Below are 11,998 nucleotides of genomic sequence, written 5' to 3' on the forward strand. Positions count from 1 at the left end.
GCGACGCGGGGCAGCAGAGGCCGCCCCGCAACCCCGTCAGTATGCGTCGCCGATGAGTTGCGCCGCGTTGTTCCGGTCGAAGAACCGGTCGGGCACCTTCACCCAGTGCTCCACCGTTTCGCCGGCGGCGTAGCGGTCGAGCGTCTCGAAGGCCTTGGGGCCGAACCGCGGGTTGCTCTCGACGGTCGCGCCCATCTTGCCGTCGATGATGGCCTGCAACGCCGAACGCGTGCCGTCGATCGAGACGACCGTCACGTCCTGCCCCGGACGGCGGCCGCGGGCCTCCAGCGCGGCGATCGCGCCGACCGCCATCTCGTCGTTGTGGGCGTAGATCGCGGTCGCGTCGGGATGTGCCTGCAGCAGCGCCTCCGCGACCTGGCGGCCGCGGTCGCGGACGAAGTCGCCGGACTGGCTCGCGACGATGCGCATGCCGGACTTCGCCGCGATATAGTCCGCGAAGCCCTTGCGCCGGTCGTTCGCCGGCGACGACCCGGTCGTGCCCTGCAGCTCGATGATCCGCGCGCTACCGTTCACGGCGCCGTCCAGCCATTCGGCCGCGCGACGGCCCTGGTCGATGAAGTCCGAGCCGATGAAGGTGACGTAGTCGCGGCCCGGCTGCGCCTGCGCCCCGTCCACGCGACGGTCGAGGAGGATCACGGGGATCCCCGCGCGCTTCGCCGCCATCACCGCAGGAACCAGCGGCCGCTCCTCTCGCGGGGCGAGGAAGATGAGGTCCACGCGCTGCGCGATCATGCTGTTGACGTCGGCCACCTGCTTGGCGGCGGAGGCCGCGGCATCGGTGTAGACGAAGGCATCGCCACGGCGCTGCGCCTCGGACCGCATGCTGTCGGTCTGCGCGATGCGCCAGGGATTGTTGCTCTCGGTCTGCGCGAAGCCGACGCGGTAGTTCGCCTTGCGCTGCAGGGGCGGCATGCCCTGCGCGAGCGCGGAGGCCAGCGGCGAGGCGGCCGCCGCGGCCGCGAGGGTGAGCAGGCTGCGCCGTGACATCGGCATGCGGGACGTCCTCCGTGGCGGCGCCGGCTTCGGCCGGTCGCGGTTCTGCCGGCTCCGATGCCGCCTTAGCGGCGGCTTTGGTCCGACCAAACAGAGGGTTCCACCGCGCCATGATCCATGTCAACGCAGGACTTCAGCCGTTACGTCGGTGGACTGGCTTTGATCGGGCACGATCTAGTCGTCTTGTTTGGTCCGACCGGATACTGTTTTTTCGGCCCATCGCCCCTTGGGCGCGGTTCCGATGTGGATGACACTACTTCGATGCAAGACGCCCCGCCCCGCCTGTTCGATGCGGCTAGACCGACCGGCCGGCGTGCGGATGGCGTGGCCGACGATCTCGCCCGTCGCATCGGCGCCGGCGAACTGGCGGAGGGCGCACGGCTTCCGCCGGAACGCGACCTCATGCGCCGCTTCGGCGTCGGCCGCGCCGCGGTGCGTGAGGCCCTTCACGCCCTTGCCGCGCGCGGCCTCATCGTCGCGCGGCCCGGGCACCGGCCGGTCGTGCAGCGCCCGGGATACGAGGCGGCGCTGACGACGCTCGGTAGCCTGGTATCGCACCTGATGGAGGATGGCCGTGGCGTGCTCGATCTCTTCGAGACGCGGGTCCTGCTGGAGGCGGCGCTCGTACGCCACGCCGCCTTGCACGCGCGCCGCGATGACGTCGAAGCGCTCGAAGCGGCCCTGGCGGGGAATCATGCGGCCATCGGCGATCCCGAACGGTTCTACGCCACCGATGCCATCTTCCACGCGGAACTCTACCGCATTCCGGGCAATCCCATCTATCCTGCCGTCCACCGCGCCTATGTCGAATGGCTGCAGCTTCACTGGCAGCGGCTGCCGCGCGGCGCCGACATCGACCGTCTGAACCATGCCGGACATGCGGCGATCCTGCACGCGATCCTGCGCCGCGATCCCGACGCCGCGGAGCTCGCGCTCCGCCGCCACCTCGCGACGGCGCTCGAGTTCCTGCGCGCAACCTTCGCGTCATCGCCGTCCCCTGGACCGACCGCGACCGAGCAGGTGGTCAAGGCCTGATGCCGACGGCCTTCTCGTGCCGGGCAGCGTCGCATCCGGCAGGCCTACCGCGCAGGTGGAGCCGAAGGCGGCACAGGCCGACGGTCATCGGCACCGACCGGCTCCCTTGATTACACGGGGAGCGGCTTCGCCGGTCCGAGCGATCCCGTTTCGGGCGGGGCCACCCTCCCCAGCGCGCCGCTACGTGCGTTGCGGACATCCGTCGCGGGCATCCGGGAGCGGCCGCCCGTCCGCGCGGAACCGCCATGCGGCTGTCGCGGCGCCGCAGCCCGCTGGACCCTGCCCGTCGCAGGCCAGCCTGACTCCCGGGCTACGCGGCTTCGCCGAGCGTTCCGCCGAAGGGGCGCGCCCGGTGCCGTCCGGCGACGCGAGGGGGGCCGTCGCGCAAGCCGAGCGCAGGGCTCCGTCTTCCCGGAACGGCTCGGCCCGCGCGTCGCCGCCGGAGAGGAGTAAGGGGGCCAGCATCATGAGCATCGGCAGCAGGCGCATGCGGTCCGGTCCTCGTCGGGTTGCGGCCGGCAATCCACCGGCGCCAGGGTCATCGCACGCGGCCCGTCTCGTTCCCGTCGCTCACCGGCCAGCTTCCTGTCGCACTTGTCGCGCGGTGCCGCCGGCACGCGCGACCGACGCGACAATTCGGCGACGGTTCCGGCACGTGCCGGTTACGCCGGCGCGTGCAAGATGAGCTTGATGCCCCCCGACACCCGTCAGGATGGTACGCCCCGCCCGGTCGATCCGGAGCACGCCGTACGCCTCATCTCGCTCGGCCTCGAATCCATCGAAGCGGGGGTCGCGCTCTTCGACCCGGAAGGGCGTTGCATCGTCCGGAACGCTCGCCTCGACGCCGTCCTGCGGCTGCCGCCGGAGCTGCGCGCCGAAGGCGCCCCGCTGCGCGAGTTCATCCGCCACCACGTCCGGCGCGGCGATGCAGGGCCGGCCCTTCCCGACGGCACGGGGTCGGAGGCCGACGTGGATGCGGCCCTGGCGCCCTACACTACGGGACCGGGGCCGACGACCTGGGTGACGCGTGACGGACAGGTCCTGGATCTGCTGATCCGGCGAGGCGCGGAAGGAACGCTGGGCGTCTGGCGCGACGTGACGGCCATGCGCCGGGACCAGGCGGCCCTCACCGACCAGAAGGCGCGCGTCGAGCATCTCCTGACGAACATGACCGACGCCGTCGTCCTCATCGACGCGGACGGGACCATCCTGGAGACGTCGCACCAGGGCGGCGAGCTGCTCGGCCTGCCGCCCGAGATGCCGATCAAGGGGACGAAGCACCAGGACATCATCCGCTTCCTCTACCGACGCGGCGACTACGGCTTCGACACGCCCGAGGAGGAGTTCATCCGGCAGCGCCGCGCCGCCATCCTCTCGGCGGGACCGACGACCTTCGAGTCGCGCCTGCCCGGCGACCGCTGGGTGGAGTACAACGTCAGCCCGCTGCCGGCCGGCCGGATGATGATCGTCGTCCGCGACATCACCGGGCTGAAGCGGGCTGCGGCGCTCCTCGAGGGGGAGCGGAACCTCCTGCGCGGCGTCCTCGACGGCATGCAGGATGCCCTCGTGGTGATCTCGCCCGATGGCGTGATCCTGCAATCCAACGATCGGGCGGCCACGCTCATGGGCGTGCCGGCACCGCTCGTGCAACCCGGCCGTCCCTATGCCGACGCGCTGCGGTGGATCTACGACCGTGGCGTCTTCGGCTTCGACCGGTCCTTCGAGGAGATCCTCCGGGAACGCCAGCCCGAGAACACCGGGCGGAGCGGATTGCGTCAGATCCGCCGGACGGAGGACGGGCGCTGGGTGGACTACAGCTACCGTCCGCTCGGGGACGGCCGGATCCTCGCGGTGATGCGGGACGTGACGGAGATCAAGGAGGCTTCCGCTGCCGTCGAGGCCGACCGCAACCTGCTCCGCGGCGTGCTGGATGGCCTGCAGGACGCGATCGTGGTGCTGTCGCCCGACGGCACCATCGCCCAGGTGAACGAGCGCGCGGCGGCGCTCATGGGCGTGCCGGCGGAACTCGTGCAGCCCGGGCTGCACTATACCGAGGCGCTGCGGTGGCAGTACGACCGTGGCGCCTACGGGTTCGACCAGTCCTTCGAGGAGCTGGTGGCGGATCACTGGCTGCGCAGCATCGCAGCCGGCGGGTCGCGCCAGGTGCGGCGGCTGGAAGACGGGCGCTGGGTGGAATATGGCTTCCGGCCGCTGCCCGACGGCCGCCTGCTGGGCGTGCTGCGCGACGTGACGGAGGCGCGGGCCGCCGCCAATGCCGTGGAGACGGAGCGCAACCTGCTGCGCCGCGTACTGGACGGAATGCAGGATGCCGCGCTGCTGATGGATGGCGGCGGCACGATCATCGAGACGAATGGCCGCGCCGCCGGGCTGATGGGCGTGCCGGAGACCGTGGTCGAGCGCGGCGCGCACTATACGGAGCTGCTGCGGCACCTCTACGCCATCGGCCTCTACGGCTTCGAGCGGCCGATGGAGGAATCGGTCGAGCAGCGCTGGACGACGCTGACCGCGGCGGAGGGCCACCGGCAGATCCGGCTCTTCCCCAACGGCCGCTGGCTGGAGATCGACTTCCGGCCGCTGCCGGACGACCGGCGCCTCGTCACGATCAAGGACGTGACGGAGCTGAAGGAAGCGGCCGGCGCGCTGGAGTCCGAACGCAACCTGCTGCGCCGGGTGCTGGACGGCATGCAGGACGCGGTCGTCCTCATGGACCGCGACGGCACGATCCTGGAAACGAACGACCGCGCGGCACCGCTGCTGGAGGTTCCCGTCGCGCTCGTCGTCCGCGGCGCGAGGCACGACGGCGTCCTGCGCTGGCGTTATGCCCGTGGCGAGTTCGGCTTCGACCGACCGGTCGAGGAGGTCGTCGCGGAGCGCCGCGCGCAGGTCATGCAGCCCGCCGGCCTGCGCCAGATCCGCCGCACCGCCTCCGGCCGATGGCTGGATTTCACCTTCGTCCCGATGCCGGAGGAGCAGTTGCTCATCGTCTGCCGCGACATGACGGCGGTGAAGGCGTCCGAGGAAGCCGCGCTCGCCGCGAAGGCCGAGGCCGAGGCCGCGCGCGACGCCGCCGAGGCCGCTGCCCAGGCGAAGGCGACCTTCCTGGCGTCCATGAGCCACGAGATCCGGACGCCGATGAACGGCGTCCTCGGCATGATGGAGGTGCTGGAGCGGTCGGGCCTCACGCCGGAGCAGGCGCGGGGCATTTCCATCATGCGGGGCTCGGCGCAGTCGCTGCTGCGGATCATCGACGACATCCTCGACTTCTCGAAAATCGACGCGGGGCGGCTCGAGGTGGAAGCGCTGCCCTTCTCCCTTCGCGGGCTCGTCGAGGGCACCGTGGACACGCTGACGCCGCAGGCCGCCTCGAAGGGTCTGGCCCTCTTCGCCGATCCGCCGGGCGGTGGCCCGGACCGGGTAACGGGCGACGCGACGCGGGTCCGGCAGATCCTGTTCAACCTGCTGTCCAACGCGATCAAGTTCACCGAACGCGGCTTCGTCCGCCTGAACGCCGAGACGCGGAGGGAGGGCGATGCCGTGGACGTGGCCCTGACGGTCGAGGACAGCGGCATCGGCATGGATGCGGAGACGATCGCCCGGCTGTTCCGCCCCTTCGCGCAGGCCGACAGCAGCACGACCCGCCGCTTCGGCGGCACGGGGCTGGGGCTGTCCATCGTGCGGCGCCTCGCGCAGTTGATGGGCGGCGACGTCTCGGTCGAGAGCAAGCCGGGGCGGGGCAGCCGCTTCATCGTGACGCTCCGCCTCGGCTCCGCGGCGCCAGCCCTGGCCGAGGTCCCCGGCGCCGACCGCATCCCTGCCTCCGCCCGCACGGCGACGCCGGGCGCGGCGCGCCTGCTGGTGGCCGACGACCATCCGGTGAACCGGGAAGTGATCGAGCGGCAGCTCGACCTGCTCGGCCTGCGGGCGGACCTCGTCGAGGACGGTGTCGCAGCGCTCGAGGCCTGGCAGCGCGAGCGTCATCCCGTCGTCCTGCTCGACCTGCACATGCCGCGCATGGACGGCCTGGACGTGGCGCGCGCGATCCGGCGGGACGAGGAGGCGGCGGGGATCACGGATCCAGGCGCGCGAACCGCCCTCATCGCCGTGACGGCGAATGCGTTGAAGGGCGAGGATGAGCGCTGCTACGCGGCAGGCATGGACGGCTTCCTCGCCAAGCCCGTCGCCCTCGACGCGCTGGCCCGGACACTCGGCCGCTGGGTGCCGGGCCTGTCGGGCGAGGCGCGCGATCCGAGCGAGGGAGCGCTTTACGACCCCGAGGCGCTGCGGGGCCTGTTCGGGACGGACGGGCCGCGCCTGCAGGGGATCATCGACTCCTTCGCCGAGAGCGCGGAGCGGGAGGTGTCCGCCCTGATGTCGCGTCCCGAGACCCAGGAGGCCGCGAACGTCGCGCACCGCCTGAAGGGTGCTGCGCGGATGGTCGGGGCGCGGCTGCTCGCCGAGCAGGCGGCGAAGATCGAGGCCGCGGCGCGGAACGGCGACGAGGAGGCCGTGGCGAAGGCAGGCCTGGGCATGGAGGGTCTGCTGCAGCGGACCCTGAAGGCGGCACGCGCGACCTACGGCGCGCGGGTCTGAGAGCCGCGCGAGACGGCCCCCGACGTCAGTCCCGAGTCGGGACGAACATGTAGCCGACGCCGCGGACGCTCCGGATGGCCTCGGGCTTCGACGGATCGGCTTCGACCTTGCGGCGAAGGCGCATGATCCGGTTGTCGATCGCGCGGTCGAAGGCGTCGGCCTCCCGGTGGGCCGTCACCTCGAGGAGCCAATCGCGGGCCAGCGGCCGGCCCGGGTTCTCGACGAAGAGCTTGAGCAGATCGAACTCGCTCGCCGCGAGCTGCTCCTCCGTGCCGTCGGCGCGGACGAGGACATGGCGCTCCATGTCGAGCATCGCGGTGCCGCAACGGACCTGTGTCAGGCGGGGGGGGGGCGGGGCGGCGTCCGTGGCACGCCGCAGCAGGGCCTTGATACGCGCCAGCAGCTCCCGCGGCTCGAAGGGCTTTGTGATGTAGTCGTCGGCGCCGGATTCGAGGCCGACCACGCGGTCCACCGTCTCCCCTGCCGCGGTCAGCATGATGATCCCGACGCGGGAGGATCTGGCGCGCAGCCAGCGCGCCAGGGCGAAGCCGTCCTCAGCCTCGCCGAGATGGACATCGAGCAGGGCGAGGTCGGGAACGTTCTGGGCGGCCAGTCGGCGGAACTCCGTACCGGACGCGCAAGTGGTGGGGCGAAGGCCGTGCTGGGCAAGGTATTCCGCCACGATATGGCGTTGGAGCGCCTCATCCTCCACCAGAACGACCCGCGGCGCGGCCATGGACCCTGCTTGCCTCGTAACCCAGGCGGAAAGTGCCGGATCGGACACGTACCCGTCAAACCGGAGGGGACGGGTCGGAGGCTCTTCCGTTCACGCTTGCCGATCACGTACCCGTGAGGCACCGTCACACCCGGGTAATGGAGACGGCCGGTGACGACGATCGCATGGGACGGGACCACGCTGACGGCCGACCGCCGGATTTCCAGCGGGACGGTCACCTACAGCACGACAAAGATCCGGCGGACGGCCGATGGCCGCCTGATTGGCGCGACCGGTGACTTCGGCGTCTGCGGGCAGGTGCTGGACTGGCTCGAGAACGGTGGTGCCCGCCCGGCCTGCCAGGAGACCGACCGTTGGGCGACGGCGCTGGAGATCATGCCGAACGGCACCTGCTGGATGCACAACCGCGACAGCCGCTGGCGCGTCGAGGACCCCTTCGTCGCGGTCGGGTCAGGTCGGGATTACGCGATGGCGGTCATGGCGCTCGGCCACGATGCGATGCAAGCGGTCGAGATCGCGGCGCGCTTCGACCCCGCCACTGGCAACGGCATCGACGGCCTTCGCCTCGCGGTTGAGCCGGTGAAGCTCGTCGCCTGACGGACCTATGCCAGCCGGCGCAACCGTCCGGCCATGCGGCCGCCCTCACGAGGACGTGCGCCGTGTCCTGCCGAGGCCCGGGCAGACAACACTTCGCGACCTGACCATCATGGCAGCGGCGGCGTGCTGTCCGTTCCGGACGCGCCGCCTCAGGGGTTGCCGGGGGTTGCACGAGTGATGATGGTGAACCGGCCGATGGTCGGTGGGACGGCACCGCGCGTGCTCATGGCAGAGGACGAGCCCGACATCGCCCTGCTCCTCCGCGAAGCACTGGAGGATGCCGGCTTCACGGTGACCTGGGCCGAGGATGGCGCGGTGGCGCTGGAGCAGGAAGCGCGCGATCCGTGCGATGCCCTGCTGACCGACGTGCGAATGCCCAACCTCGATGGGGTCTCACTGGTCCGCGCAGTACGGGAACGGCGCCCCGCGCTGCCGATCGTGGTCCTCAGCGGCTACATGACCTCGATCGACCGCCAGGCGCTGCTCCTCCTCGGCGTGCCGGAAGATCGGATGCTGGAGAAGCCGGTGCCGCTGGAGCATGTCGCGGAGACGCTGCGCCTGGCCCTGAACAGCGGAGCCAGGGCTTGACGCGTCAGCCCGGGCGGTGGCCCTCCCAGGCGGCGCCGAGCAGGTCACGGATGGCGGCGCGTTCGACCGGGCGCGGGTTCCAGTAGGGGTTCGCGGCCGCGAGGTCGGCGGCGCGGTCCAGGCCGTCCTGGGGCATGCCGAGTTCGCGGAGCGACAGTGGGGCGCCGAGGGACCGGGCGAGATCGTGCAGCCCGGCGGGCGCGCGATCCACGCCGAGGGCGCGGGCGACGGCGCGCATGGCCTCCGGCGCGGCGGCCTCGTTGTAGGCCGTCGCGTGGGGTAGCACGACTGTGTGCGTCTGGGCGTGCGGCAGGTCGAAGGTCCCGCCGAGGGTGTGGCAGAGCTTGTGATGCAAGGCCATGCCGACCGTGCCGAGGCAGACGCCGCAGGCCCAGGCGCCGAAGAGAGCGTCGGAGCGGGCGTCGCGGTCCGACGGGTCGGCGACGAGGCGTGGGAGGGCGCGGGCGAGGGCGGCGATGCCCTGTTCTGCCATCGCCGCGGTGATCGGGTTCCCGTCGCGGGCATAGAGGGCTTCGACCGCGTGGGCGATGGCGTTCATGCCGGAGGTCGCGGTGAGGGCAGGCGGCAGGGTGAGCGTCAGCGCGACGTCGTAAAGGATGACCTCCGGTAGGACCTTCATGGTGCGCCGGGTCGTCTTCTTCCCGCCCTCCGTCTCGCCGAGGATCGGGGTGGCTTCGGAGCCGGCATAGGTCGTGGGGATGGCGACCTGAGGCAGGTCCGTGCGCAGGGCGATCGCCTTGCCGAGGCCCGTGGTGGAACCGCCGCCGAGGGCGACGGTGCAGTCGGCGCCGAGGTCGCGGACGACCTGCATCGCGCGTTCCGTGACCTCGACGGGCGTGTGCATGACGGCGCCGGGGAAGGTGCCCGCGGCGAGCGGGCCGAGGCGCACGGCCAGTGCTTCGGCAGCTTCGCGCTGCTCGGGAGTGGAGAGGACGAGGGCGCGGCGGCAGCCCAGGCGTTCCACATCCTCCGCCACGCGGTCCAGCGTGCCCCAGCCGAAGACGACCCGCTGGGGCAGGGACTCGTAGGTGAAGGGCTGCATCAAGCCTGTCCGGTGAGTTCCCGGCGGACGATGGCCGCGCCCTGAGCCATTGCCTTCAGTTTCCCGAAGGCGCGTTCGCGCGGCATGTACTTCATGCCGCAATCCGGGGCGGGGACGACCTGTTCCGGCGGCAGGTGGGCGAAGGCGGCGCGGATGCGGCCGGCGACCGTCTCCGGCGTCTCCACCTCCTCGGCGCCAAGGTCGAGAACGCCGAGCATGATCGTCTTGTGCCGGAAGTCGCGCAGGACGCCGAGGTCGAGGCGGGGCTGCGCGGCCTCGATGGAGATCTGGTCGGCGCCGCAGTCGGCCAGCGCGGGCAGGAACGTGTAGCCTGCGGGCTTGTCCTTCACGATCGCGGCGTAGCCGAAGCAGAGGTGGACGACGGTGGTGCCGGTAAGCCCTTCCAACGCCCGGTTCAGGACGCGGACGCCGTAGCGGGAGGCCTGCTCGGGACGCGCCTGCATCCAGGGCTCGTCGATCTGCACGACGTCCACGCCGGCGGCGAAGAGGTCGCGGGCCTCGGCGTTCACCGCCTCGGCGTAGGCCATCGCCATCGCTTCCTCGTCGCCATAGTGCTCGTCATGCGCCTGCTGCGACATGGTGAAGGGGCCGGGGAGCGTAATCTTCGTCCGCCGGTCCGTGTTCGCGATGAGGAACTGGGCGTCGCGCAGCTCCACGGGGCCGATGCGGCGGATGGGCCCGACGACGCGGGGGATGAGCGTCTCCCGCCCTGCCCGGCCCATGACTCGGGCCGGGTTCTCGTGGTCGATCCCCTCCAGCGAGAGGGCGAAGCGGTTCGAGTAGGATTCGCGTCGCGCCTCGCCGTCCGTGATGATGTCCACGCCCGCGCGTTCCATGTCGCGGATCGCGAGGATCGTGGCGTCGTCCTGTGCCCCCTCCAGCACGTCGGGTGCCGGCCGCCACATGGAGGCCATGCGGATGCGGGGGACGAGGTTCTTCGCGAGGGCGGAGCGGTCCACGAGCCAGTCGGGCTGCGGATAGGAACCGACGACGGTCGTGGGCAGCAGTGTGTTCACGCGAGGTCAGGCCTGTCTGTTCGTGGAGGGCGGAAGTGCGGTGGGCTGGTAGGCAACGAGGCGCCAAGCGTCGCCTTCCTTCGCCCAGAGGGCGAGGGTGATGGAGCCGATGGTGCGCGCGCTGCCGTTGCGGACGATGTCGGCGCCCATCCGCCCGATCGCCGCGGCACTGTCGCCGAGTGCGATGACCCGCTCCGTTTCGTGCCAGGTCTTGAGGTAGCGCAGCGACCCGTCCGCCAACGTCGCGAGGTAGGTTGCCTTCGTGTCGCGGGTCGCATCGGAATGGGCGTAGGTCAGGCGGTCCGACAGGAGTTCGCGCAGCGCCGCGAAGTCGCCCGCCGCCATCGCGTCGTAACGGCGGGCCTCGAGGCCGCGGATCAGGTCGTCGGTGGACACGCCGGCGACTATTCCGCGGCGATCTTCGACGGGTCGGCGCCGACGCGACCCGTGGTGTCGCCCGCCGCCCGCTTCGAGATCCGGAAGTCGTAGCGGACGCTTGGCAGGCTCGGGACGGGGGATCCGGGAAGGTTCTCCCGCAGGTTCACGACAAGGGATTCGGATACGCCGAAGACCGTGTCCGTGTCGATGTTGGCGTCGTGGCCGAGGTAGAGGGCGGTGACGAGTTCCCGGTAGCCGTCGGCGGCGACCAGGACGTGGATGTGCGCGGGCCGCATGCCGTGGCGCTCCTGCTGGCGCACCATCGCGCCGACCGGCCCGTCCATGGGGATGGAATAACCGAGCGGTATGAGGGTGCGGACGGCGTAGTGCCCGTCCGCGTCCGTGTGGTAGCGGCCCCGCATGTCCATTACCTCCGGGTCGTTGGCCTGAAGGTCGTAGGCGCCATCGGCGTCGGTTTGCCAGGCCTCCACGACCGCGTTCGGCACGCCGCGTCCCTCATCGTCCAGGATGCGGCCGAAGAGGATCATCTCCGGGCCCTTGGCGCGGGTCGCCATGCTTTCGGCATGGCCGAATTCCGGCGCATTCTCGCGGTAGAAGGGACCGAGGAGGCTGGCCTCCGTCGCCTCGCCCGTGCGGTTCGCCTTGTCGTCCATCAGGTTGACGAGGCGCGACAGGCCGATCGTGTCGGAGAGCAGGATGAACTCCTGCCGGTAGGGTGTGCAGGCCTGGCCGACGCGGGTGAGGAAGTCGATCGCGCCGAGCCATTCCTGCGGCGTCAGCCGGACGTCCCGCGCGAAGGCGTGGAGGTGGCGGACCAGGCTCTCCATCACCTCCCGCATCCGCGGGTCGGGCGTTGACGCCATCTGTGCGATGACGGCGTCGGTCAGGGTCTCTTCGTTCAGGTCGGCCATGGCGGTT

Annotated in this window: 10 protein-coding genes; 4 read left to right on the forward strand and 6 right to left on the reverse strand. The window is 71.2% G+C overall.

What is annotated here, in order from left to right; all coding sequences use genetic code 11:
- Window positions 1-36 precede the first annotated feature (36 nt).
- Window positions 37-1,014, reverse strand: coding sequence for an ABC transporter substrate-binding protein (locus tag ACE7GA_RS24560; RefSeq protein WP_376092912.1), 978 nt, complete (start codon window positions 1,012-1,014; stop codon window positions 37-39).
- A gap of 261 nt (window positions 1,015-1,275) precedes the next feature.
- Between ACE7GA_RS24560 and ACE7GA_RS24565 the strand changes: the two genes are divergently transcribed.
- Both ACE7GA_RS24565 and ACE7GA_RS24570 read left to right on the forward strand, forming a co-directional pair.
- On the forward strand, window positions 1,276-2,049 hold the full coding sequence (locus ACE7GA_RS24565) for an FCD domain-containing protein (RefSeq protein ID WP_376092915.1): 774 nt from the start codon (window positions 1,276-1,278) through the stop codon (window positions 2,047-2,049).
- 690 nt (window positions 2,050-2,739) lie between these two features.
- Window positions 2,740-6,660: a PAS-domain containing protein gene (locus ACE7GA_RS24570; RefSeq protein ID WP_376092918.1), complete on the forward strand. Its 3,921-nt coding sequence runs from the start codon at window positions 2,740-2,742 to the stop codon at window positions 6,658-6,660.
- A 25-nt stretch (window positions 6,661-6,685) separates the two neighbouring features.
- Here the strand turns inward: ACE7GA_RS24570 and ACE7GA_RS24575 are convergent, their stop codons facing one another.
- Window positions 6,686-7,396: a response regulator gene (locus ACE7GA_RS24575; protein WP_376092921.1), complete on the reverse strand. Its 711-nt coding sequence runs from the start codon at window positions 7,394-7,396 to the stop codon at window positions 6,686-6,688.
- Window positions 7,397-7,546: 150 nt separating this feature from the next.
- Between ACE7GA_RS24575 and ACE7GA_RS24580 the strand changes: the two genes are divergently transcribed.
- Window positions 7,547-7,993, forward strand: coding sequence for a hypothetical protein (locus ACE7GA_RS24580; RefSeq protein ID WP_376092924.1), 447 nt, complete (start codon window positions 7,547-7,549; stop codon window positions 7,991-7,993).
- A 177-nt stretch (window positions 7,994-8,170) separates the two neighbouring features.
- Window positions 8,171-8,581 carry a response regulator gene (locus ACE7GA_RS24585; protein ID WP_376100514.1) on the forward strand — a complete coding sequence of 137 codons (411 nt, stop codon included), beginning with the start codon at window positions 8,171-8,173 and terminating at the stop codon, window positions 8,579-8,581.
- A gap of 4 nt (window positions 8,582-8,585) precedes the next feature.
- Here ACE7GA_RS24585 and ACE7GA_RS24590 read toward each other — a convergent pair whose 3' ends face one another.
- From ACE7GA_RS24590 to ACE7GA_RS24605, 4 genes are read right to left on the reverse strand one after another with little or no spacing between them, the layout of a single operon-like run.
- Window positions 8,586-9,644 (reverse strand): maleylacetate reductase, encoded by a 1,059-nt coding sequence (locus ACE7GA_RS24590; protein WP_376092927.1) that lies wholly within the window; start codon window positions 9,642-9,644, stop codon window positions 8,586-8,588.
- Window positions 9,644-10,681, reverse strand: coding sequence for a 5-methyltetrahydropteroyltriglutamate--homocysteine methyltransferase (locus ACE7GA_RS24595; RefSeq protein WP_376092930.1), 1,038 nt, complete (start codon window positions 10,679-10,681; stop codon window positions 9,644-9,646). Before ACE7GA_RS24595 ends, ACE7GA_RS24590 begins: the two co-directional genes overlap by 1 nt.
- A 6-nt stretch (window positions 10,682-10,687) precedes the next feature.
- Complete coding sequence (locus ACE7GA_RS24600; protein ID WP_376092933.1) at window positions 10,688-11,077, reverse strand: nuclear transport factor 2 family protein; 390 nt, start codon at window positions 11,075-11,077, stop codon at window positions 10,688-10,690.
- 8 nt (window positions 11,078-11,085) lie between these two features.
- On the reverse strand, window positions 11,086-11,991 hold the full coding sequence (locus tag ACE7GA_RS24605; RefSeq protein ID WP_376092936.1) for a dioxygenase: 906 nt from the start codon (window positions 11,989-11,991) through the stop codon (window positions 11,086-11,088).
- Window positions 11,992-11,998 lie beyond the last annotated feature (7 nt).

The organism is Roseomonas sp. CCTCC AB2023176 (assembly GCF_042259275.1).
Classification (GTDB): Bacteria; Pseudomonadota; Alphaproteobacteria; order Acetobacterales; family Acetobacteraceae; genus Roseomonas.